15 protein-coding genes and 1 riboswitch are annotated in these 23,630 nt (G+C 61.4%); of the genes, 13 read left to right on the top strand and 2 right to left on the bottom strand.

Translation table 11 applies throughout. The features are described from left to right. Window positions 1-179: 179 nt before the first annotated feature. The 4 genes from CLV85_RS00680 to CLV85_RS00665 are packed head-to-tail and all read left to right on the top strand — an operon-like array spanning window position 180 to window position 6,731. Window positions 180-1,388 (top strand): DUF6361 family protein, encoded by a 1,209-nt coding sequence (locus tag CLV85_RS00680; RefSeq protein WP_100389210.1) that lies wholly within the window; start codon window positions 180-182, stop codon window positions 1,386-1,388. Further along, window positions 1,381-3,135, top strand: a complete 1,755-nt coding sequence (locus CLV85_RS00675; protein ID WP_100387701.1) for a phospholipase D family protein — start codon at window positions 1,381-1,383, stop codon at window positions 3,133-3,135. The genes CLV85_RS00680 and CLV85_RS00675 overlap by 8 nt, the downstream gene beginning before the upstream one ends. Then, window positions 3,132-6,287, top strand: coding sequence for a helicase C-terminal domain-containing protein (locus CLV85_RS00670; RefSeq protein WP_100387700.1), 3,156 nt, complete (start codon window positions 3,132-3,134; stop codon window positions 6,285-6,287). The genes CLV85_RS00675 and CLV85_RS00670 overlap by 4 nt, the downstream gene beginning before the upstream one ends. A 3-nt stretch (window positions 6,288-6,290) precedes the next feature. After that, on the top strand, window positions 6,291-6,731 hold the full coding sequence (locus CLV85_RS00665) for a hypothetical protein (RefSeq protein WP_100387699.1): 441 nt from the start codon (window positions 6,291-6,293) through the stop codon (window positions 6,729-6,731). A 21-nt stretch (window positions 6,732-6,752) separates the two neighbouring features. Here the strand turns inward: CLV85_RS00665 and CLV85_RS00660 are convergent, their stop codons facing one another. Next, window positions 6,753-10,259: a TM0106 family RecB-like putative nuclease gene (locus tag CLV85_RS00660; RefSeq protein ID WP_100387698.1), complete on the bottom strand. Its 3,507-nt coding sequence runs from the start codon at window positions 10,257-10,259 to the stop codon at window positions 6,753-6,755. 162 nt (window positions 10,260-10,421) lie between these two features. Continuing rightward, window positions 10,422-10,536: riboswitch (SAM riboswitch) on the top strand. A gap of 13 nt (window positions 10,537-10,549) precedes the next feature. Here CLV85_RS00660 and CLV85_RS00655 point away from each other — a divergent pair. The 8 genes from CLV85_RS00655 to CLV85_RS00620 all read left to right on the top strand — a co-directional run bounded on the left by CLV85_RS00655 (window position 10,550) and on the right by CLV85_RS00620 (window position 19,107). Further along, on the top strand, window positions 10,550-11,362 hold the full coding sequence (locus tag CLV85_RS00655) for a hypothetical protein (RefSeq protein ID WP_100387697.1): 813 nt from the start codon (window positions 10,550-10,552) through the stop codon (window positions 11,360-11,362). A 22-nt stretch (window positions 11,363-11,384) separates the two neighbouring features. Continuing rightward, complete coding sequence (locus CLV85_RS00650; protein WP_100387696.1) at window positions 11,385-12,293, top strand: endonuclease/exonuclease/phosphatase family protein; 909 nt, start codon at window positions 11,385-11,387, stop codon at window positions 12,291-12,293. Between the two features lie 127 nt (window positions 12,294-12,420). Continuing rightward, window positions 12,421-12,969: a thioesterase family protein gene (locus CLV85_RS00645; protein ID WP_100387695.1), complete on the top strand. Its 549-nt coding sequence runs from the start codon at window positions 12,421-12,423 to the stop codon at window positions 12,967-12,969. A 256-nt stretch (window positions 12,970-13,225) separates the two neighbouring features. Next, entirely contained in the window at window positions 13,226-14,539 is a 1,314-nt protein-coding gene (locus CLV85_RS00640) for an ABC transporter substrate-binding protein (protein ID WP_100387694.1), read from the top strand. Between the two features lie 72 nt (window positions 14,540-14,611). Further along, complete coding sequence (locus tag CLV85_RS00635; RefSeq protein WP_100387693.1) at window positions 14,612-15,715, top strand: carbohydrate ABC transporter permease; 1,104 nt, start codon at window positions 14,612-14,614, stop codon at window positions 15,713-15,715. Next, on the top strand, window positions 15,712-16,623 hold the full coding sequence (locus CLV85_RS00630) for a carbohydrate ABC transporter permease (RefSeq protein ID WP_100387692.1): 912 nt from the start codon (window positions 15,712-15,714) through the stop codon (window positions 16,621-16,623). The genes CLV85_RS00635 and CLV85_RS00630 overlap by 4 nt, the downstream gene beginning before the upstream one ends. Continuing rightward, window positions 16,623-18,047 (top strand): GH1 family beta-glucosidase, encoded by a 1,425-nt coding sequence (locus tag CLV85_RS00625; protein WP_100387691.1) that lies wholly within the window; start codon window positions 16,623-16,625, stop codon window positions 18,045-18,047. Before CLV85_RS00630 ends, CLV85_RS00625 begins: the two co-directional genes overlap by 1 nt. 67 nt (window positions 18,048-18,114) lie before the next feature. Beyond that, complete coding sequence (locus tag CLV85_RS00620) at window positions 18,115-19,107, top strand: LacI family DNA-binding transcriptional regulator (RefSeq protein WP_100389209.1); 993 nt, start codon at window positions 18,115-18,117, stop codon at window positions 19,105-19,107. 3 nt (window positions 19,108-19,110) lie between these two features. On the opposite strand, the gene CLV85_RS00615 is transcribed toward CLV85_RS00620, so the two are convergent. After that, window positions 19,111-20,004 carry a LysR substrate-binding domain-containing protein gene (locus CLV85_RS00615; protein ID WP_100387690.1) on the bottom strand — a complete coding sequence of 298 codons (894 nt, stop codon included), beginning with the start codon at window positions 20,002-20,004 and terminating at the stop codon, window positions 19,111-19,113. A gap of 127 nt (window positions 20,005-20,131) precedes the next feature. Here CLV85_RS00615 and CLV85_RS00610 point away from each other — a divergent pair, with 127 nt between their 5' ends. Then, on the top strand, window positions 20,132-23,602 hold the full coding sequence (locus tag CLV85_RS00610) for a bifunctional proline dehydrogenase/L-glutamate gamma-semialdehyde dehydrogenase (protein ID WP_100387689.1): 3,471 nt from the start codon (window positions 20,132-20,134) through the stop codon (window positions 23,600-23,602). Window positions 23,603-23,630: the final 28 nt, after the last annotated feature.

Genomic DNA, 23,630 nt, shown 5'->3' with positions numbered 1-23,630 from the left:
GATGCTCCATTCAGATCGCGAGGCAGGCGTCCGGAATCATGTGTCTCTGCCATCACGCGCTCGAATCGTATCGTGAACCGCAGACTTTGAGAGGGCGGCCCGCAGGTGATGTCGGCTCACATCTGTACTCTGAGACTGCGCCTGCCCATACCCGGTCGGTGGCGCAGGGGGAGTGGACGTTGCCGTCACTTATAGCGTGGCTCGACGCATCGAGCGAAGATCAGCGCCGCATGCGCGAGATCGTCAACCTATTCAGCGAACGCGATAGTCGCGATGAGCTCGGCGTCGGGCAGGTTCGCGACGTGCTGAGCGACACGCTTTTCCCCGGAACGTCAACTCTGCTCACGCGGGCCAGATACATGATTCTCATTCCGTGGGCGTTCACCGCTGCCGTCAAACATGGCGTAGGCGTCGATGAAATTGCTCGCCGAGTCGACAAGAATGAGCGCAACCTGATCGGCACTCTCAAAAGAGAGACCGACGGCGAGGGGCTTCTCGGCAAGACCGCTGGGGTAGCGCTCAAGAACCTTCCTTCGAGCACCTATTGGGCTGCTCTGCGACAGTACGAAATCCTGAGCGACCCCTCGCAGAACCAAGCAGACGCCATCGCGACCAGCATCCACAGCGCTCCGGCTGACGATGATGAATCGCACTCGACGGGGCCATGGTCACCGACGCTCCCTCCGGTTCCCGCTAACTTTCCTCACGACACCGAGGGCGGCTTTGATTTGAGTCGCACTGAAGCGGAATGGTTGCGGGACAGGATGCTCAAAGGAAGCGAAGGAACCCTTCTCGCCCACTTGCTTGACCACCGCCCGCAAGCCGACAGCGATGCGCCGTGGCAGGAACCCGCCACACTTGACGCACCCGAAAGCGCTGCGCGTGAGCTTGTCCATGCTCGGATGTTCTCTCTCGCCTTCCACGGCACGTCACTGCTCTACAACCTTCTGCTGGCGGAGACCTACGAGGCTGCTGGAAACGACCGTGTCACCGGTAGGGCGGAAGCGTACCGCGAACGCGTGAGTCGATGGCAGAACGATCGCGATGCGGCGTCGAGCTCTCTCTCAACGTGGGATCGGAAAGATTTCTGGGCGCTGATCGACGCCAAGAATCCGCGGATCAACCCGAGATCTCGAGCGTTCATAAATAGTTGGCTTGAGGCTGTGACGGGTCCCGAATCACTCGTGATTGCCGACGATGAAGATCTCCGCTCGCTAATTCGGCAGCGCGAGCACCAACACAAGGGGCCTCAAGCGAGACTCTATAACTCCCGACTCCTGCAGACCTGGCAGGGAGCATCCGGCGCTAGTGCACTCACATTTCGATGGCGGCAAGTGAGAGGGATCCTTGCGGATCTCCACGACGGATTGGAGAGAGCAGATGCTTGAGCCAGATGCACGCGCCGCCCTCACTGAACAACTGCGGCCCCCGAGCGGGTACGAACTAGTCCACGCCGTCGGCACCACCTTCACTCTTGACCTCACCAGTGCGCTTTCAGTTCCGCTGTCTTTCGCCGGCCATCACGTCCGCGAAAGCGACGATCCGATTGCCATTTTGGATGCTGTGCGTCGGGCCGCTGATCGTGTCGATATTTTCGCGCAAGCGGGGAACATTGCAGTGCCACGGCAAGCCTCCGATCTTGTGGCCTTTCTTGAGCCCATGGTTCACCCCGTCACCGCGCCTCGACTCGGTGCGCTGTTCCACCCGAAGGTATGGATCCTCGAGTACGCGAGAGGGCCCCACCGCAGTTATCGGCTGCTGTGCTCCAGCAGAAACATCACGAACGACCGTAGCTGGGACCTTGTTGTCCGGCTCGATGGGGAAGACGGGGATGAACCGCTCAAGCAGAACGAGCCACTGGGTGATCTTCTCCGCAGCCTTCCTTCACTGGCGGTGACTCCGCTTGCGCAAGAACGACGTGAACGAATTGAAGGATTAGCGGAGCGCATCGCAAACGTCTCGTGGGAACTTCCTGACGACATCCGTTCACTGGAGTTCCACGCTCTAGGAATCGGGCGGCCGAACGTCATCGACTTCACTGGCAAGCGACATCTCGTTATTTCCCCCTTCATTTCTGATGACGGAATAGCAGCCATCACATCGTCACGCGGCGAAAAAGTGCAAGTTATCTCGCGTGCGGAAAGCTTCGACCGGCTGCGTCCCGAGACGCTCGACTTCATTGACGCTCATGTGCTCGACGACGCGGTTCGCGACAGCGATGAAGTCGATGACGACCCGCTGGCTGGGCTGCACGCCAAGGCCTACCTGTGGAGCCGCGACCAGCGAACATTTGCACTCTTCGGATCAGCTAACGCCACCCAGGCCGCTTTTGGCGGCAACGTGGAAATGCTCATCGAGATGATCGGGAACAAGAACATCGTCGGGGTCAAAGCCGTGTTCGGCGAAGACTCCGGGCTACGCAAGCTCACCATGCCGTACGAGAGCAACGGTGGAGTGCAAGAGACCGAGGCGGAGAAAGCTGACCGAGAGCTCGACGATGCTATTCGTGCACTCGCGGGCACGCGTCTCCGCAACACGGTTCGGTCTGGCGAGGACGATACGTTCTCGATCGACGTTCAAGCGATCGACAACGCAAAGCCCATCGCAGGTGTTGAGGCACACGTGCAGCTGCTCAGTAAGCCCGGGAATACACATTCACTGCCGATTTTGGATGGGCCACCAGCGATTTTCGCCGACCTCGACCTCACAGAGATCACCCCGTTCGTGATCATTCACGCCAGAGATGAACGCGGTGAACACCGGAGCACTGTGGTGTGTGCCGACTTGATAGGTGACGTGAAGCATCGCCGCGATGCAGTCCTTGCGCGGCAGATTGATACGCCAGAGAAGTTTTTGCGATTCCTGCACTTGATGCTCAGCCTCGGTGGCTCCGTGGGCGCGCACAATCCGCTTGGTGGCTCCGGAGGGTTCGGCTCATGGTCGAGCGACGGTGCAGGGGTTTTCGAAACTCTCGTACGTTCTCTCGCTGAAAACCCTGAGGGCCTAGACGATCTAGCCAGACTGGTTGAACGGATGCGCGACGCAGCTTCTTCGGGATCGCTACCTGCAGGCTTCGATGAGCTCTGGGAGCCAATCTGGCGCGCAAGGCTCGCACAGAAAGGGGGCGCAGCGTGAGCGACTTCTCCGCAGATGCGATCCTCGCTGAACTTAAGTCTTTCCAACGAGACGCCGTCGAACATGTCATGTACCGGCTATATGACGCTCCCAACGCAAGCGGGCGCTTCTTGGTCGCCGACGAGACAGGGTTGGGTAAGAGCGTTATCGCACGGGGAATCATCGCGCGAACCATCGAGCGGCTGCAGCATGACGACTCGGTCGACCGCATCGACATCGTCTACATCTGCTCCAACTCAGATCTCGCCTCACAGAACCTGCGCCGGCTGAACGTCACCGGGGATCCTCACATCGGGCTCACCAGCAGGCTCACTTTGCTCGCCCGCGAGTCACATCGCCTCGCGGGGACGAACACAGCCGGGCGAAAGCCGGTCAATCTGGTTTCGTTCACCCCCGGGACTTCGTTTGAAATGGGGTCGTTTCGTACTGGGTCAGGAGAAGAGCGCGCGCTCTTGCACATCATTCTTAGTGAGTTGTTCGGTTTGTCGGGCCCCCAGCAAGATTCGTCGAAGGTGCTGTTTCAGGACTCAATAAGGACCCCGGAACGCTTCGCTCTTCTGGTTGATCGCATGCTGCATAAACTCGATGGAAGGGTTGAGCAGCCCATTCTTCGCGCGTTCGAACGCAAAATTGCAGAGTCCAGGCTGGGCGACAGCTACCTCTCGTTGCTGAGTGATTTGGCAGGCGAAGGAACCGTGCCAGTTTTCCTTAAGGAACAAATCCGGCATCTCACGGCGAAACTGCGTGCGGCCCTCGCCGCTGCCAGCGTTGATTCACTCGAACCTGACCTAATCATCCTCGACGAGTTCCAGCGCTTCCGACACCTCCTCGATGAGGGTGAGGGAGGCGATGCCGCAAAGCTCGCGCACGACCTATTCAACTACTCTGACGCAAAGGTCCTTCTGCTCTCGGCGACTCCTTACAAGCCGTTTACTCAAGCAAACGACGAATCAGGCGATGACCACTACCACGACCTAATGACTACCCTGAGTTTCCTTGCCCAAGGGTCGTCCGTAGCGATAGCAGATATCCGCGAGGGTTTCGCGGAATACCGTCAACAGATAGTCAGCGGCAAGCCCGCAACTGAGCACCTCGCCCGCCTGCGCGAGAACCTTCTAACCATCATGAGCAGAACTGAGCGACCTCAGTTGGGTGGCGTTATTCGGGAACGTCAGCTGCCTTCATTCCCCCCAACGGGCGCTGATCTGGCTGGATTTGTCGCGCTTGAACGCCTGGCCACGGAGTTGGGGACCCCCATCGGTCTCGAGTATTGGAAGTCCGTCCCCTACTTCGCTAGCTTCATGGACAACTACAAAGTCGCTAGCGCACTTGATCGGCGCCTGCTCGACAACGAAGGAAGCATTGCTGGAGAGCTCAAAGATCTCCAGCAGATCGACGCACACACGATCAGTAGTTACGGACAGATAGAGTTCGGAAACAGTCATTTGCGCGCCCTTGCAGCAGAGACCTTGGACAAAGGTTGGTGGAAGCTGCTCTGGTTGCCGCCATCCCTCCCGTACCTCGCGCCAGGAAGCATCTACGGCTCGATCGCGAATGAAGACGTAACGAAACGAGTTGTGTTTTCGTCGTGGACTGCAACGCCGACAGCGGTTGCCAGCCTCCTCAGCTACGAAGCTGAGCGGCGGATTACAGAGGGTTCTCGGCTAACCGTTAACTCTTCTGAAGCCCGCCAATCAATATCGTCACGTTTGGACTACAGCGTGAGTGACGACCGGCCCGCCAGAATGTCGACGCTCGCAATGTTCTGGCCGCATCCAGAGTTAGCTCTGGCAGGCGACCCTCTGCGGGTGTTGCGTGATAGCGGGGGCGACAGGATCACCGCAGACGAGGCGGAATTATTTGTTTCCACACGTTTAGCGACTGGACCGGAAACAAAGTTTGCGTGGGAGGCCTTTTTTTCGAGGAGTGGCGCGAGGCCCGCAGGCTTACCACTCGAACCTTCTAAGCTGGCTCAATTGTTGACCGCTAGGGCTACCGAAGGCGCAGATCAAAACGAGAATTCTGCAGGTCGACTAATCACAGCGCACGTTTCTCACGCTATCGAAATAATCAACCGGCCTGAAAATGTCGCCTCTCACCCCTATCTCGCTCGATTGGCGCTGCACTCACCGGGCAATATCGCCTACCGCGCTCTGGGCCGCTTACGCGATGACAACGACTTGACTAGCGATGCCGGCCAATGGCGAGCTGCGGCACTGCTCTCTAACGGGATCCGGTCACTCTTTAATCGAGCCGAAAGCATGCTCTTGCTCGACAAACTCAACTCCGCTGAAGATGAATACTATTGGCGCGCGGTGTTGGACTATTGCGCGGACGGAAACCTGCAAGCCGCACTAGATGAGTACTTTTTCCAACTGAGGAGCGAAGTTGCAGGAGCGGTTCTCGATGACGAACTTCTTATGGCCCTGGCGGAGAGAGCGGTAAGCGCAATCACGATGCGGCCCTCGGTTTACCACGCCCGAAATCACTCCGCGCAGGGTGAGAGCATCCCGCTTACGGCACGATTCGCCCTACGTTATGGAGGGAAGAGTCAGAATGAAGAGAGCGCTCGACAGCCTGAAATCCGCAACGCATTCAATAGCCCGTTCTGGCCGTTCGTGCTGGCATCCACCAGCGTCGGACAAGAGGGCATCGACTTCCACTGGTGGAGTCATGCCGTGGTGCACTGGAATGTGCCGTCGAACCCTGTCGACTTCGAACAGCGTGAGGGTAGAGTCAACCGCTTCGCCGGTCACGCTGTGCGTAAGAATATCGCTGCCGCCCATGCATCAGACGTCGTCAGTTCGGAGGACCCCAATCCGTGGAAGGTTGCGTTCGAAGCGGCTGCAGTGACCCACGAAGAACTCGGCGACTTTTCGCCATTCTGGGTCTACCCGGGCGACGCCAAAATTGAACGGCAACTCGTCTCATTTCCTCTCAGTCGTGACCTCACGAAGATCGATCGACTTAGAGAGGCGCTCACTCTTTATCGCTTGACGCTGGGCCAACCGCGGCAAGAGGACATGCTGGAGATCCTCAAGCGAAGGGGAGTCGATGCGGCGAGTATGCCGGTGCTGAACTTAAGCCCGCCAGAGTCATCAATTACGGCTCCCATCGAAGCCCCGCCCACGATGAAACCTAAGGACATCTAACGAATGGAAATCTTCTCTTCGATCGTGCAGGGAGTGACGGCACTAGCGATCATTTTTGCTGCATGGCAATTACTTTTTCACAGCAGACAGATGCACCGGGAATTCGAGCAGCTGTATGTAACACGCTACTGGGTTCTCATGGACCAACGCTCTGCTGGCTTCACGATCACTGGGCGCGCCCGCAAGGAAGACCGCCCGGTAGTGCGTGGCTACCTTCAACTATGCGAAGACGAGATCGATCTTCGCCGGCTCGGCAGAGTGACCGATAACACCTGGGAATTCTGGGCAGGAGCGACCCTAGATCAAGTCGCAGCGCCTGCTTATTCGAAGGAGCTCGCGACGCTCCGTCGCGACGACTACCAGTTGCTGCGTGAACTCATACGCACCGAGGGCGCTGACCCGCTTCGGAGGAACTGGTTGTGGCGCAAAACTCACGGTCTGTGAAGTTTTCACCCTCCGCGATGGTCATGAGGCGTCACGCGCACCCTCCAGCAACGAGATGAACCGACTCAGCGTCGCTACCCCTTCCGCCGACTGCGGCAGCGAGTCGAGCAGCGCCGGCGAGTAGACGAGGTACGCCGCCCACTGGGCGCGCGAGATGGAGACGTTGAGGCGGTTGCGGGAGAGCAGGAAGTCAAGACCGCGGGGCACGTCGTCGGCGCTGGATGCGGCGAGGCTGACGATCGAGATCACGGCTTCTCGGCCCTGAAACTTGTCGACGGTCCCGACGACGACTCGGGTATAGCCGGCAGCATCGAGACGGCCACGGATGAGTTCCACCTGTGCGTTGTAGGGCGTCACCACAATGATGCCGTCCTCGTCGAGCGGCTTCGCCTTGCCGTCGGCTTCCGAAGTCCACAGTGCTCCGAGGTGCTCTCGAACCAGCTCGACCACCCGGTCGGCTTCTTCGGCGGAGAACGTCGAGTTGTCGACGTGGGGTGTCGGCACCGAGTGCAGGCCGGGGGCGAAGCCCTCGAGCATCCGCCCCTCGGTTGACGCGTGCGACCGCAGTAGGCCGTCGTAGGAGAGCAGCGAGACTGGGCGCGTGACGGCCTCATCCATACGGCGGCTCTCTTCGAGGAAGTAGCCGAAGTCATCCGGAAGCACGGCAAGCTCGCCGATCACATGACCGAGCGCCGAACCATCAACCGGTGCCGGGTGGATGCCCTGGCTCACCTGCGGGAGCTGCTGCGGGTCGCCCAGCAACAGAATGCGTTTCGCGCTCGCAGCAACGCCGATCGTGTTCGCAAGCGAGAACTGGCCCGCCTCATCGATGACGAGCAGATCGAGCTGGTCGGCCTGCACCCGCTTGCGGTTGGTCATGTCCCAGGCCGTGCCACCGATCACGTAGCCCTCCGAGTCATGCTCGCGCGCAAAGCCTGCGTGACCATTCGCCGGCAACTCGCTGAACGGGCCATCGGCGTAATAGCCAACGCCGAATTCGCCCGGCACCGCCTTCGCGACAAGGTCCCGGTCGAGGCTCGCATCGAGAACCACTGCGTCGAGAACGTTCTCCACCACCTTGTGTGACTGCGCGGTGATGCCGACCTTCCAGTGATGCTTCTCGACCAACCGCTGAATAACGTGCGCAGCCAGATAGGTCTTGCCGGTGCCGGGTGGGCCCTGCACCGCGAGGTAGCCGCTCTCGCGCGACAGCAGCGAGGCGATCACAGCGCGCACGCCATCATCCGCGCTCGTCATGGGCTCAAGGGCAGCCACCTCGGCGGGCGCTTTGCGCAGCAGAAGATCCGACATCGCGTCAGCGGGCCAGCCCGGAGCAGCATCGACGACAGTCTCGCCCCACGCCTCAATCGCGGCGACAATGCTGTCTGCGCGGGGCGGCGGCCCCGGCGTGATGTGCGTGGGCATCTCGTCCCACGCGGGGATCTCGTCGGGCCGGGATTCGATGACGAAGATGCCGCCCTCATCCTCGGCAGGGTCAGCGAAACGAACCCCGCGGGCGAGGCGCGCACCGGCACGGTGGCCCGGCGGCAGATAAGGAAGCGGGTCGCCGTAAACGAGAAAAACGTCGCCGCCCGGCCGCGGGGCACCACTTCCTGGTGCCCACTGACCGCGGAGATAAAGGTGACGACGCTCGGTGCGCTGGCGTCCCTCTTTATGCCAATCGCGATCGAGCGAACCGCTGTCAACGATGAAGATACCGCGGGTGTCTTCCCACAGATCCGACGGCTGCTCGAGACGGTCGTAGTGCTCCCACCAGAAGCTCTTGACCTCGCGCCGATGGTAATCAATTGCGGCTGCGGCCATGCGATAGGCGCTCGCAGTGGTGTCACCGCCCGCCTCTTCGGCGTTGTCGCCCAGCGACTGCAGTTGGAGGTCGAGCGCACTGGGTTCGAAGACCTTGCCCTCGAATTCCTCATCCACCGGCTCCACCCTCACGCCTTGCACCTCGGGCAGTGCCCGCAGCCAGTCGCGCAGCTTGAGTGTCGAAACGCAGTCGTACTCGTTGTAGCGGGCGATCGCATCGCGAATCTCGGTCGCGCGCTGCACGTTGCCGTTCGCGGCCGCCACACTCGACTCGACGTACTCACCGATGGAGTCGGCAGCGTTCGTCACCCCGGCGCGCTCGGCCTCACCCATATAGAGCGGCTCAAGCTTCTTGATCGAATACGACGGCGTTCCGATCCGCAGCGCACCCCGCACGATCGGGTACAGGTCAACGAGCACGCCATCGCGCAGCAACTGGTCGACGACATCCTCACCCTCGCCGTGCCGGGCGGCGATGCTCAGCAGATGCGTCTTCTCATAGGCGGCGTAGTGATAAATATGGAGACCCGGATGCTGCTGCCGCCGTTTCGTAACGAAGTCGAGGAACGACCGCAGCGCTACCTTTTCTTCGGCGTGCGAGTGAGCCCACAGGCAATCGAAGTCGCCCGCGGCATCGACCCACCCGAAGAGGTAGTCGAGCCCCCAGCGCGGAACCCCACCGATTCCCGGCTCGGAGTACATCGGGTCACCCTCGAAGTCGAAGAACAGATCACCGGGGTTGGGCGCCGGAAGGCTAGCGATCGGCAGCGGATCAACGACCACGACCGGCGGCACCGCGTGAGCGTCAGTCGGATCAACGGTGTGCTGCAGCTTGGCCTGAAGGTGAAGCTTGGCGAAACTCGCTTTCGGGATAGCCAAGTCGTCGGGGCGCTCGGAGGTTTCAGCTAAATCAGTGAGGGTGCGGATGCCCGCCGCCATGAACTTCGTACGCTGCCCGGCGCGCAACCCCGCCACCGTAAACAGGTCATCGGCATGCTGGGCAGGCTCCTTGCAGAACTTGCAGCGGCCATCCCGCGCGTAACGCTCGTCGTTCCATTCGACCGGTTTACCTTCGGCGCGGTGCTCGGCGATGATCGCGTGCATGCGGGCTCGGCGGCGTCGAAAGACCGGGGCGATGTCGGCCACCGCAGCGAGCTCGGAGGCGTCATTGCCGAGAATCAGCTCGACGGTGCCGTCGGCGGGAATCCCAAGCTTCTGAAGCTGCTCGTGATACGCCGCCAGCTGAAGAAGGGCGGTGACGCGCACATGGCGCGAGAGCTTCGAGTCAACCACCCGATAGCTGCCGTCGGGCTGCTTGACCAGAAAGTCTGCGTAGCCGATGAACGGTGACTCGGGGTCGGTTTCGTCAAAGAAGACGCCCTGAAAAACGACGGGTGCGCCGGCCAGTAGAGCATCGCGCGTGCGTGCCGCGTAGTCGCGCAGCACGGCAGCATCCCGCCCGGGAGGCTTGTCGAACTCGACCATCGCATCGCCGAACTGCGCACGGTAGCGATCCCGCAGCCGCTCCTCGTGCACGTTGCCCAGCTCCGCCGCCCGCATGAGCATGGCATCGTCGTCGGGCAGCGGATCCCTCGAGAACCCCAACCGCTTGTCGAGCACGCGCAGAAACCCAAACTCGCAGTTCGAGGCTTGGGTCAGATCGCTGGCGCTCGTGACGAGAGCGGTGTCGGTGAGTAGGTACATGTCTCAATCAGAATATGGCCGGCCGGAGACATCCGATCAGTAGTCAGTAGTCAGCGGTTGGCAGTCAACGCGGAGCGGATGCCTCACGCTATCGCGAATGAACCCCTGCGCCGCTGAAACCCTGACCCCAATGTCGGGGGTCGTCGCTACCGTGATCACTACGTTCACGAGTTGCGGCCACACAGTACCTGGCTGGCCGCACGGCAACCCGATCCATCGAGCGGGTGCCCCAGGGGAAGAACGGGCGGTTCGTGTTTGCGAGCCGCAAGCTCGACGGATAGGAGCATCCGATGCCCGACAACTTTGACAGCGCGAACGACCGGCCCAACCCGAACGACCTGAACAACCAGCACAACCCGAGCACCCCGGATGACCTTGCCGCCCTAGGCACCTACAAGATCCCGACCTCAGCGACCTGGGCCACCATCGCCGCTGGGCTTCTCGCTCGCCTCGACGCACTGCAAACCGGCCACCTCATCGAACTCGGTTTCACGGTTACTTACCGGGAGATCGCGTGGGTCACCATTTACCGCTCCGAGTCCGATGTCATCACGGCGAGTGGTCCCTTCGGTCCTTACGAAACCCCAAACCGCTCGACGTGGAGTTGGGATCCCGTCGACGAAGGCGAACAACCGGCGCGGAACAGCGGGATCTCACAGACCGTGGTCGAGTTCCTCACGACCCTCGAGGGCGTCCCGGAGGGTCAAGAGCCGGTCAGCTTCAATGCGGCGGCTCACTTTCGGATCGCCACTCCGAGCAGTGGATTCGTGAATCGCGAATCACAATGGGACAACTATCGTGAGCACCGCACCGGCGCCCAGATCGACCACTTGCTCCACTACGGCCACGCCATTCCGCTGGGGAGGGGCTACACACAGAAGTACGTCGACGAGAACTTCCCCGGCTGGAGCTGGAGCGAACTTCTCAATGTTTTCAAGGCTGCCGACATCTTTCTCGGCCGCGCTGGTGCGCCTCCCCGCTGCCACCCGACGGTCAAAGCGATCCATTTCACGGATGCTCGAACGTGGCAGGTCGAATGGCTCAGCGGTGAGATCACCCGATCCGCGTCGCCGCCGTCGACGCGACCGCCCAAATTCTCATAACTTCACCCCATAGGGTGTAGCAATGACGGGAATCACCGCCCCACGGTCAAAGCATTTTTCTGCGCTTGCCCCGGAGCGTGAGCCACGACTGGCGTTCCCTGCGCGTGGCAGTTCTCTAATCGGCCCGGTCGATGCGCCTGGCGTGCACGTGATGAGTTACAACATCCGCCGACGTCTGCCGAAACTTCTGCCTCGTAACCCTGACCTGTGGCGACACCGCCAACCGCTGATGAGGCGGTTACTCACCGCCGAACAGCCGGCGCTCATCGGGGTGCAAGAAGCTCTCTTCACGCAGAAAGAGTTTGTACTCCGGGCGCTGGGGGAGCACTATCGTGCGCTCGGGCATGGTCGCGAAAAGAACACGGGTGGCGAAGGTTGCCCCATCTTTTACGACTCTCGCCGGCTAGAGATGGTGGAGTGGCGACAGTCCGCGCTCTCCGATACTCCGACGGTGGCAGGGTCGGTGTCGTGGGGCAATCGCACCCCGCGCGTTGTCGTCGAGGCGACCTTTCGAGACCTCGCCACCGGCATCCACTTTCAGGCCGTGAACACCCATCTCGACCATCGCTCGCGCACCTCACGCCTTCGTTCTGCCGACGCGTTGCGAAACATCGTGCAGGCGACACCGCATCCGACCATCATGACCGGCGATTTCAACACGGATGCTGACACTCATCCATATGCTGAGCTCACGGGTAATGGGCTGCTGCTCGACACCTGGAACACGGCAGAAGAACGCCTCACTCAGGTGTGGGGCACGTTCCCCAATTACGGCCCACCCAAGCGCAACCGCAAGCGGATCGACTGGATTCTGGCCACGCCCGGAGTCATCGCAGAGAGTGCTGGAATCAATGTCACGCGCTACGAGGGCGGCTGGCCGTCAGATCACGCCCCCGTGCAAGCCGTGGTGCGGTTCGTAGAGCAGACGTAAAGCCGGATTCTCTAGCCGGGCCGGCTCTCGAGCGGGCGAACCTGAAGCAGGCGAACGCAGACCCGGACTCTAGAGCATCCCTACAAACGATTTACGAAGTCGATCACGATTCACCTAATCTGGGCGAGTGAATCTGATCTTCCGCACCATCTTGCACCGCATCCTCAGCACACGTCGCTCGCCGCTTGGCATCACCGATGTCGGCAGCATGACGATGCGGGTGTTGCCCACCGATGTTGATCTGCTGCGCCACATGAATAACGGCCGCTATTTCTCCATCATGGATATTGGTCGTATGGACCTGCTGATTCGCGCCGGCGGCTGGCAAAAGCTTGAGCGCAAGGGCTTTTACCCGGTGATGGCGAACGAGACGATCAGCTTTCGCAAGTCGCTCGATTTGTGGAAGAAGTTCCAGCTCGAATCGCGCGTCGTTGGCTACGACGAGAAGGCCGTCTTTGTCGAACAGCGCTTCGTTGTCGACGGTCAGATTTACGCCCAGGCCATGACCCGCGCTCGCTTCCTCAAGCGGGGCGGCGGAACGGTGCCGGTCGCCGAGCTTCTTGAAACCATCGGATGGGATGACGAACAGCCCGTCATGCCCGCATGGGTTCAAGAGTGGGCCGACCATGTTGCGCTGCCCGTCAGTCGCGCCGAAGCGCCCAGCACCTGGGAGTAAGCGCCTCCAGTTTTTCTCAGCAACCCCCGCACTGAGCCGCAAACCCGGCCAGAGTGCCGGGGTTGCTGTGGTTTTCAGGCGCCGCGAAAACAGCAAGCGCTTGCTGTAAAGGTCACATTTCAGGATTCGTGAGAGCGCTCTCTTGACATTCGAGAGAGCGCTCTCATAAGATCAGTCTGCAATCGTGAGAGCGCTCTCATTCCTGATGAGGGACCTCTTTCGGACACCAACATCCCTCATTCACAAGGAAGTGACCGTGAAATCTCTACGACGCACCAAGATGGTTGCAGCCGTCGCAGGCGCAGCATCCATTGCCCTTCTCGCCACTGGTTGCTCGGCAACTGACGGCGGAGACAGTGATGGCCCCATCACCCTCACCGTGACCACCTTCGGCACGATGGGTCTCGACGGACTCTACGAAGCGTACGAAGCCGAGAACCCCAACATCACCATCAAGGCAACGAACATCGACACCGGTGGAAACGCGTTGACCGACTGGAAGACCAAGCAGGCAGCAGGCGCCGGTCTCGCCGACGTTCAGGCCGTTGAAGAAGGATGGCTCGGCCAGGTCATGCAGGTCTCGGATACTTTCCATGACCTTCGCGACTACGGCGCCGACGACATCAAGGACCGCTGGGTCGACTGGAAGCTCGCTCAGGGCACCGACGCTGACGGCCGCATCATCGGCTATGGAACCGACATCGGACCGGAAGGGCTCTGCTACAACGGAGACCTCCTCGAAGCCGCTGGCATGCCCTCCGACCGCGACGCCGTAGCCGAGCTCTTCGGTGGCGACAGCGCAACGTGGGATGACTTCTTCCAGGTTGGCAAGGACTACAACGCCGCAACCGGCAAGGCTTTCTACGACCACTCCGGATTCGTCTGGAACGCCATGGTCAACCAGCTCGATGAGGGCTACTACACCGCAGGTGGAGAGCTCGACATCGAAGGCAACGCCGACCTCAAGTCGCAGTGGGACAAGCTCGCCGATGGCGCAGCATCCGGTCTCTCGGCTCAGCAGAGCGCCTGGGACTGGGGCGGGGGAAAGGCTTTCGTTGATGGCTCCTTCGCAACGTTCATGTGCCCCGGCTGGATGCTTGGAGTCGTCAAGGGACAGGTTGAAGCAGCAGGCGGAGACGCCAGCAGCGGCTGGGACTTCGCAGATGTCTTCCCCGGTGGAGCAGCTAACTGGGGCGGCGCATTCCTGACCGTTCCGACCCAGTCGGAGCACCCGGAAGAGGCAGCAAAGCTCGCCGCGTACCTCACCTCGGCCGAGTCCGAAGTTGCCGCCTTCCAGGCTGCAGGAACCTTCCCCAGCGTTGTCGCTGCACAGACTGACGACGGTGTAACCGGCGGCAGCGAGCTCAGCACGTTCTTCAACGACGCCCCCATCGGCACGATCCTCGGATCGCGTGCAGAGGGTGTGAAGGCTCAGTTCAAGGGCCCGAACGACGCCGTTGTTCAGGAGCAGGTCTTCGGTCCTGCCACCAAGGAACTCGACTCGGGCGTTGACGGTGACACGGCGTGGAACAACGCGCTTGAGGTTCTGAAGAACCTCGACCTCAACTAACCACCTAGAAACATCTGAGGCCCCCGGCGTCCCCTCTGCCGGGGGCCTCATTTCTTGAAAGCGACTTTCTCCATGACGACCATGACGAGCCCTCCCCGACCAGATACTGGTCCGGCGAAGAAACGCTCTGAGCCCAACAAGGCCAAGCTCACCAGACGGCAGCGTCTTAGTCGTCTCGATGTGAAAGCATCCCCCTACCTCTACATCGCCCCCTTCTTTGTGCTCTTCGCACTCATCGGGCTCTTCCCGCTTATCTACACTTTCGTTGTCTCGCTCAACGACTGGGACATCCTCAGCGGCCCCGGCGAATGGATCGGCCTCGACAACTACGTCGCCGAACTGAACGACCCCTACTTCTGGAACTCGCTCTTCAACACGATGAGCATCTTCCTGCTGAGCGCGATCCCGCAGCTCGTTGCCGCTGTTTTCATCGCGGCGGTGCTCGACCAGAACCTGCGCGCAAAGACGTTCTGGCGCATGAGCATCCTCATCCCGTACATCGTCACCCCGGTAGCGGTTGCGATCATCTTCTCGAGTGCTTTCGGCGAGAAGTACGGCCTCATCAACAACATCCTGACCTCGTTCAACATTGAGCCCGTGATGTGGAAGAGCGAAGTGTTCGCAAGCCACTTCGCGATTGCCTCGATGGTCAACTGGCGCTGGACCGGCTACAACGCCCTCATCCTTCTCGCCGCTATGCAGGCCGTTCCCCGTGACATTTACGAATCGGCAGCCCTGGACGGAGCGGGCGCTGTGCGTCGCTTCTTCTCGATGACGTTGCCGAGCATCCGCCCCACCATGATCTTCGTGATCATTACCGCCACCATCGGTGGCCTGCAGATCTTCACCGAACCGAAGCTCTTCAACCCCACCAGCGCGAACCTGGGCGGAGCCCATCGCGAGTACCAAACCACCGTGCTCTACCTGTGGGACATGGCGTTCAATCGCGGTGACTTCGGTAAGGCCTCCGCCATCGCGTGGCTGCTGTTCATCATCATCGTGGGCATCGGCCTGCTGAACTTTGCGATCTCTCGCAAAATCGCCTCGACCGAAGTGAAAGTCATCTCCAAGCGCCGAGCGAAGAAACTTGCGCGATACCGCGCCACCACCGCAGCCAGCGCCAGCACCACCGGCGCACCGGCGGCAACCGTTGTAGATGAGGAGAAGCGCTCATGAGCACCACGAGCCCCCCGCGTGCCCCTGAGAAAGTGACGGATGCGCGCACGCAAGCGAAGGAGAACCGCCGCGGTCGTGGCCGTGCCCGTGGTCTGGCCGAGCGCCCCGGCTTCTTCGTTTACGGCATCCTGCTCGCCCTCTTCCTCGGCGGTTCGTACCCACTCTGGTGGTCGTATGTGGTCGGCTCGAGCGACAACACTGCCATCACCGAAACCTGGCCGCCGCTGCTGCCCGGTGGTCGGTTTTGGATCAACGTCAGCGAAGTGCTTTCGACGGTTCCGTTCTGGCAGTCGCTGCTCAACAGCATTATCGTGTCGACGATCATCACCACCTCGGTTGTGTTCTTCTCAACGCTCGCCGGCTACGCCTTCGCCAAGCTGCGCTTCAAGGGCCGCGAAGGGCTCATGATCTTTGTGATCGCGACGCTCGCCGTTCCCACCCAGCTGGGCATCATCCCGCAGTTCATGCTCATGAAAGAGCTCGGCTGGACAGGAACCCTCGGTGCCGTCGTCGTGCCGACGCTGGTCACGGCCTTCGGGGTGTTCTTCATGCGCCAATACTTGGTGGATGTCATTCCCGACGAGCTGATTGAAGCGGCCCGTGTCGACGGGGCGAACATGTTCCGCACGTTCTGGAACGTCGGCATCCCGGCCGCGCGCCCGGCCATGGCGATCCTCGGTCTCTTCACGTTCATGACCGCGTGGACCGACTACCTGTGGCCGCTGCTTGTTGCGCCGCAGAACCCCACCTTGCAAGTCGCGCTCAGCCAACTGCAGAGCGCTAAATACGTCGACTACTCAGTCGTTCTTTCGGGCGCAGTACTGGCAACACTGCCACTGCTGATCGTCTTCATTCTCGCGGGACGTCAACTCGTCTCGGGCATCATGGCAGGAGCAGTAAAAGGCTAATGAATTCACTCAGCACCACCACCTGGCCGAAGGGCTTCCTGTGGGGTTCCGCTACCGCGGCTGCCCAAATTGAGGGAGCAGCTCACGAGGGCGGCAAAGAAGATTCCATCTGGGATCACTACGCTCGCCAGCCTCTCGCCGTCGCCAACGGGGACACCCCCGAAGTTGCGGTTGACCATTACCACCGCATGACCGACGACGTTCAGCTCATGAAAGAGCTAGGCCTCGACTCATACCGCTTTTCCACGAGCTGGGCACGCGTCGTTCCCGGTGACCGCACCCCGAACGCTGAGGGGCTCGACTTCTACAGCCGTCTTGTCGACTCGCTGCTCGAGGCCGGCATCCTGCCGTGGCTCACGCTGTACCACTGGGATCTTCCGCAGGCTCTTCAAGAGAAGGGCGGCTGGGCTAACCGCGATACCGCGTACCGTTTCGCTGATTACGCCGAGGCTGTCTATTCGGTACTGGGCGATCGCGTCAGCCATTGGACGACCTTCAACGAGCCACTCTGCTCGTCGCTCATCGGGTACATCGCGGGCGAGCACGCTCCCGGTCTCACCGACCCGAACCAGGGGCTCGCGGCGTTGCACCACCAGCACCTCGCGCACGGCTTGGCAGCGAACCGCTTGCGCGAGCTCGCTACCGAGCAGGGCCGCGAGATCGAGCTCGGCATCACCCTGAACCTCACGAACGCTGTTCCGAACGACCCGAGCGATCCCGTTGACATCGACGCCGCTCGCCGCATCGATGGCATCTGGAACCGCATGTTCCTTGAGCCTCTCGTGCTGGGCGCCTACCCGGCCGATGTGATCGAAGACATGCGCGACTACGACTTCGAGCAGTACATTCAGGCCGGAGATTTGGACATCATCTCGGCGCCCATCGATTTCTTGGGCGTCAATCACTATCACGACGACAACGTGAGCGGTCATCCCGCTCCCGCTGATGCAGCACCCGGACTTCGACCCACCACTAAGCCCGGTCGCTCCATGTTCGTCGGTAGTGAGTTTGTGACGATGCCCCCGCGTGACCTCCCTCGCACCGCGATGGATTGGGAAGTCAACCCGAGCGGTTTGCACCACCTCCTTGTTCGTCTCGGAAAGGAGTACCCCACACTGCCGCCGCTGTACGTCACCGAGAACGGTGCCTCGTACGACGACACTCGTGAGGGCGACTCCATCGACGACCCGAAGCGCGCAAGCTATATTGCGCAACACATTCAGGCGGTGGCGGATGCCATTGCTGACGGTGCCGATGTGCGCGGGTACTTCGTGTGGTCGCTGCTCGATAACTTCGAGTGGGCTTGGGGTTACAACAAGCGTTTCGGCATCGTCTACGTCGATTACGAGACGCAGGAACGCATCCCGAAGCAGAGCGCCAAGGAGTACGCCGCGCTCATCGCGGCCACGAAAGCCGGGGTCTGATCGCTACTCTTAGAGAAACGATTAGGTAGAGAGCGAGCTCGTGGCTGAAAAATTGCGCAGCGGTTCGATGCCGACACTCGAGATGGTGGCGGCAGAGGCGGGCGTTTCGCGCGCCACCGTTTCGCGCGTGGTCAATCAGTCTCCCAAGGTGAGTCCGGATGTCGCGGCAGTCGTTCAGGCCGCGATTGAGCACCTGAACTATGTGCCCAATCGCGCTGCCCGTTCGCTCGTGAGCCGCCGCACGCAAGCCATCGCGATGGTGGTTCCGGAATCGGCAGCCAAGGTCTTCGATGACCCCTTCTTCGCTGCGGTTGTGCAGGGCGTTGCGCAGTATCTCGAAGACACCGATTACACCCTCAACATGATCATCGAGTCGGGTTCGGCCTCGCACAAGACTCGTCGTTACCTCCTCGGTGGCAACGTGGATGGCGCGCTGGTCGTCTCGCACCACACCGGCGATCACTCGTACTCCGAGCTCAGCCGCAACCTTCCCGTCGTGTTCGGTGGGCGCCCGCTCAGCGACGTTGACGGCGACAACTACTACGTGGATGTCGACAACTTCACGGGAGCCTGCTCTGCCGTTGAGCATTTGGTGGCATCCGGTCGCACGCGTCTCGCCACGATCGCGGGACCGCAGGATATGCCTCCGGGTGTCGATCGCCTGTCGGCTTTTCACACCACGCTGTCGAAGCACGGGCTCACGAGCGACCTCGTGGAGACTGGCGACTTCTCGCCGCCCTCGGGTGCTGAGGCAATGCGCCGTCTCCTTGCGCGCGGCGAACCCATCGACGGCATCTTTGCTGCCAACGACCAGATGGCGATTGGCGCGTACTCGGCCATCCGTGAAGCTGGCTTGTCGGTGCCGGGAGACATCGCTGTGGTCGGCTTCGACGACGACAACTACGGGAGCACCGCGACTCCGCCGCTTACGACGGTGCGCCAGCCCTCCATCGAGATGGGCCGCCGCATGGCCGAAAAGATTGTGGCGCTGATTGAAAAGCGTGCCGTCGACACCGTGACGACGCTGAACACCGAGCTCGTCATCCGCGATTCGGCGTAGCGGCTACTCGGGAGCGAACGACTGCACGACCTGTTCGAGCACTTCGCGGCAGGCGATGATCGACGGCCGGCTCACGCTCGACTCTCGTACTGAGGTGAAAACCGAACGTCGCGGCAGGCCCGGCATTGGCCGCAGTTCGACGGTGGGGGTGCGGCTGCCCCACACGAGCCCCGGCAAGATCGCGGTGGCGTGACCGGATTCAACGAGGCGGATGTGCGCCTGCAGGTCGGCGGTTTCGAAGCGTACGTCGGGTTCGATTCCCGCGCGCCGGCACTGCTGTTCTGCCCAGTGGCGGGAGGCGGTGCCGCGAGGTTCCATCACCCATGAGCTGCCGGCGGCTTCGGCGAGGGTGGTGATGCCGCTGGCGATGGGAACGGCCAGAGACAGTTCGTCGGCGTAGAGCGGGATCATGTCGAGGTCGGGATGCCGCGGCGCGGCGTGACCCGGGTACTGTTCGGCAATCACGAGGTCGAACTCGCGGGTCCAGGTTTCGAAGAGGGCGCTCTCGGGCTCGCGCTGCGTCATCTTGATGCGCAGTTGAGGGTAGTCCCGCGCGATAACGCTGAGGGCTTGGGGGATGATGCCGAGTGCGGCCGATTGGAAGACGGCGAGACGAACGGTTCCTCGCACTTCGGTGAGGGAAGAATGGATCTCCGCTTCCATCAGTTCGAGGCGTTCGAGAAGGGCGACGGTGTGCTCCACGAGCAGTTCGGCTTCGGGCGTCAGTTGCACGCGGCGGCCCGCTTTGACGAGCAGCGGAACTCGCGCTTCTTCCTCGAGAAGGGCCAGTTGTTGAGACACGGCGGAGGGGGTGTAGCTGAGCGCGCTGGCGACGGCAGCGATGGTGCCGCGAAGCTTGAGTTCTCGCAAAAGTCGAAGCCGGCGAACGTCGAGCATTTCTCCTCCAATGGTTAACTTATTCTAAGCGATATCGTGCGAATTCCGTCGCTTTTGCTAAAGGCCTTTCTGGCCGCACACTGAGAGTTCCAGCCCAACCCCCGTTCGGAGGCCTATTCTCGTGAGCATGTCAACGACTGCCGACAACCTCAGTGCTTCACACCAGCACATCGCGGATCAAACGATCAGTACCGTGCGCCGGTGGCTGGCCGAAAGCGAAGAGTTTCCCGCCGATGCGAGTGCCACGCGCCTCGCTGGCGTGCTGAAGGATCCGAACGGTCTCGAGTTCACGCTCGGGTTCATCGACACGGTCGTGCGCCCCGAAGACGTGCGCGTTGCCGGTCGTAACCTCGAGCGCCTCACTCACATCATCCCGGCGTTCCTGCCGTGGTACCTCCGCTTCGCAATCATGGTCGGTGGAGGCTTCGCGCCACTGCTGCCGTGGATCATCGTTCCGATCGCACGCCGCGTACTTCGCCAGATGGTCGGCCACCTCATCATCGACGCAACCCCCGCGAAGCTCGACAAGGCTCTCGTGCACTTGCGTCGTGAAGGCGTGAACCTCAACCTCAACCTCCTCGGTGAAGCTGTTCTCGGTGACGACGAGGCCGACAACCGCCTCGCCGGAACTCGGGCGCTCCTGAACCGGGATGACGTTGACTACGTCTCCATCAAGGTGTCGTCAGTCGTGTCCCAACTTTCCATGTGGGCCTTCGACGAGACCGTCGACCGTGTTGTCGACCGCCTCACCCCGCTCTACCTGCTCGCGCTGCGCTCGCCACAGAAGAAGTTCATCAACCTCGACATGGAAGAGTTCAAAGACCTCGACCTCACGATCGCGGTATTCGAGAAGCTTCTCGACCAGCCAGAACTGCTCGAACTTGAAGCCGGCATCGTGCTTCAGGCCTACCTGCCGGATGCCCTCACCGCGCTTCAAGAACTGACCCGGTGGTCGACGGCACGTCGCGCTCGCGGCGGCGCCGGTATCAAGGTGCGCGTTGTTAAGGGCGCCAACCTCGCGATGGAACACGTTGACGCTGTGACCCACCACTGGCCAATGGCTACCTGGGGAACCAAGCAAGACAGCGACACTCACTACAAGCGCGTGCTCGACTGGGCATTCACTCCCGAGCACATCGATGCTGTTCGCATTGGTGTTGCCGGCCACAACCTGTTCGACATCGCTTTCGCGTGGCACCTCGCTCAAGAGCGAGGCGTCACCGAGGGCATCGAGTTCGAAATGCTGCTCGGAATGGCTACGGGCCAGGCCGAAGCGGTGCGAAAGGATGTCGGCAGCTTGCTGCTGTACACGCCCGTCGTTCAGCCGACCGAGTTCGACTCGGCCATCAGCTACCTCGTGCGTCGCCTCGAAGAGAACGCCAGCACCGAGAACTTCATGTCTGGCCTGTTCGAACTCTCCAGCAACGAACACATTTTCGTGCGCGAGCAAGACCGTTTCTTGGCATCGCTCGCGAACCTCGATGTGCCGGCTCAGGCCACCAACCGGGTTCAGGACCGCTCCACGCCTGCTGCGATCATCGGCGACCGCCCGTTCAACAACGTTGCCGACACCGACCCCGCCATTGGCGAAAACCGCACGTGGGGTCGCGCTATCTTGGCCCGCAGCGGAGGGTCGCAGCTCGGCGTCGAGACTGTCACCGCTGGTGCTGTCAGCACCACCGAACAGATGAAGAGCATCCTCGAATCCACCACGGCTGCCGGACGCCGCTGGGGTGCGATGCCCGCTGCTGAGCGTGCCGCAATCCTGCACCGTGCCGGTGACGCTCTCGAGAACTCGCGTGCCCGACTCATCGAGGTCATGGCCAACGAGGCCGGCAAGACCATTGCCGAAGGTGACGTTGAAGTCAGCGAGGCAATCGACTTTGCCCACTACTACGCAGAGCGCTCGCTTGACCTCGAAAAGATCGAAGACGCCACCTTCGTGCCGTCAGGTCTTATCGTCGTTACCCCGCCGTGGAACTTCCCGGTCGCGATTCCGGCCGGTAGCGTGCTTTCCGCTCTCGCCTCCGGCAGCGGCGTCATCATCAAGCCCGCGAAGCTTTCGCAGCGCAGCGCAGCAGTGATGATTGAGGCGCTCTGGGAAGCCGGAGTCCCCCGCGACGTGCTCACGTTCGTTGACCTGAAGGATCGTGAACTCGGTCGTGTCATGATCGCTGACCCCGCTGTTGACCGCGTCATCCTGACCGGTGCGTGGGAGACGGCAGCGATGTTCCGTTCGTGGCGCAACGACCTGCCGATTCTCGCGGAGACTAGCGGCAAGAACGCGATCATCGTGACCCCGAGCGCAGACCTCGACCTCGCGGTTGCTGACGTCACCAAGAGCGCCTTTGGTCACGCTGGGCAGAAGTGCTCGGCTGCCTCCCTCGTGATCCTGGTCGGTTCCGTTGGTAAGAGCGAACGCTTCGAGCGCCAGCTTATTGACTCGGTGCGCACGCTGCGCGTTGGCCTCCCGCAGGATCCGCTCACCACCATGGGCCCGATTGTTGAGCCCGCTCAGGGCAAGCTGCTCGGCGCACTCACCACGCTCGCTCCCGGTGAGAGCTGGCTCGTGAAGCCACGCCAGCTCGATGACGAAGGCAAGCAGTGGACCCCCGGCGTTCGCACCGGCGTTGTTCCCGGCAGCGAGTTCCACATGACCGAATACTTCGGTCCGGTGCTCGGCATCATGCGCGCCAAGAACCTCACCGAGGCGATCGAGATGCAGAACGCCGTGGACTACGGTCTGACTGCGGGCATCCACTCGCTTGATCCCACCGAGGTAGCGCGTTGGCTTGACGAAGTTCAGGCCGGCAACGCCTACGTGAACCGTGGAATCACGGGCGCCATTGTTCGTCGCCAGCCCTTCGGCGGATGGAAGCGTTCGGCCGTGGGCTGCCACGCCAAGGCTGGTGGACCCAACTACCTGATGACACTTGGACAGTGGAAAGCCGTCGAACAGCCCGCTGCTCGCGACATTCAGGTTCGCGGTCTCAGCGACCAGGTATCTGCGGTTATCAAGAAGGCGCAGTCGGGCATGGAATTCGACGAGTTCGACCGTGTACGTCGTGCCGCCGAAAGCGACCAGCGCGCGTGGGAGACAGAGTTTGGCGTTAGCCGCGACGTCTCCAACCTCGGTGTTGAACGCAACGTCTTCCGTTACCGTCCGGTACCCGTCACCGTTCGCCTCTCCGAAGGCGAACCCATGGGACACCTTGTGCGGATGATCGCCGGTGCCGCGCGCATTGGTGCGACCATCCACATCAGCTCCGCCATCCCGCTGCCGTCGCTGCTCACCGAATCGTTCGAGTCGGCAAACACGGGAGTTTCGGTCGGTGAGGTTCTTGTGGAGTCGGATGCTCGCTGGAACGAGCGTGCGGCCCAGGGTGGGTTGAAGACCAGCCGGGTTCGTCTCATCGGCGGTTCCGCTGTTGACCTCGCTGAAGCCGTTGAGGGTAACCCCGACGTCGCTGTGTGGTCGGGAGAAGTCACGACCTCCGGTCGCGTCGAACTGCTGATCTTCGTGCAGGAGCAGTCGCTCTCGATCACGGCCCACCGTTTCGGAAACCCCGACCCGGCGATGGCTGCCCTCGAGGTCTAAGGACTTTCAATAACCAGCTCACGATGGT

It is taken from the genome of Salinibacterium amurskyense, assembly GCF_002797685.1.
Lineage (GTDB): Bacteria > Actinomycetota > Actinomycetes > Actinomycetales > Microbacteriaceae > Rhodoglobus > Rhodoglobus amurskyensis.
Note: the sequence above shows the minus strand (reverse complement) of the source record. Positions and strands in the feature narration are given on the sequence as shown.

Bases quoted from the DNA above. Each gene is read 5' to 3' on its own strand.
- CLV85_RS00635 (WP_100387693.1), top strand. From the start codon at position 14,612: ATGACGACCATGACGAGCCCTCCCCGACCAGATACTGGTCCGGCGAAG.
- CLV85_RS00630 (WP_100387692.1), top strand. From the start codon at position 15,712: ATGAGCACCACGAGCCCCCCGCGTGCCCCTGAGAAAGTGACGGATGCG.
- CLV85_RS00625 (WP_100387691.1), top strand. From the start codon at position 16,623: ATGAATTCACTCAGCACCACCACCTGGCCGAAGGGCTTCCTGTGGGGT.
- CLV85_RS00620 (WP_100389209.1), top strand. From the start codon at position 18,115: ATGCCGACACTCGAGATGGTGGCGGCAGAGGCGGGCGTTTCGCGCGCC.
- CLV85_RS00610 (WP_100387689.1), top strand. From the start codon at position 20,132: ATGTCAACGACTGCCGACAACCTCAGTGCTTCACACCAGCACATCGCG.
- CLV85_RS00675 (WP_100387701.1), top strand. From the start codon at position 1,381: ATGCTTGAGCCAGATGCACGCGCCGCCCTCACTGAACAACTGCGGCCC.
- CLV85_RS00615 (WP_100387690.1), bottom strand. From the start codon at position 20,004: ATGCTCGACGTTCGCCGGCTTCGACTTTTGCGAGAACTCAAGCTTCGC.
- CLV85_RS00650 (WP_100387696.1), top strand. From the start codon at position 11,385: ATGACGGGAATCACCGCCCCACGGTCAAAGCATTTTTCTGCGCTTGCC.
- CLV85_RS00665 (WP_100387699.1), top strand. From the start codon at position 6,291: ATGGAAATCTTCTCTTCGATCGTGCAGGGAGTGACGGCACTAGCGATC.
- CLV85_RS00660 (WP_100387698.1), bottom strand. From the start codon at position 10,259: ATGTACCTACTCACCGACACCGCTCTCGTCACGAGCGCCAGCGATCTG.
- CLV85_RS00655 (WP_100387697.1), top strand. From the start codon at position 10,550: ATGCCCGACAACTTTGACAGCGCGAACGACCGGCCCAACCCGAACGAC.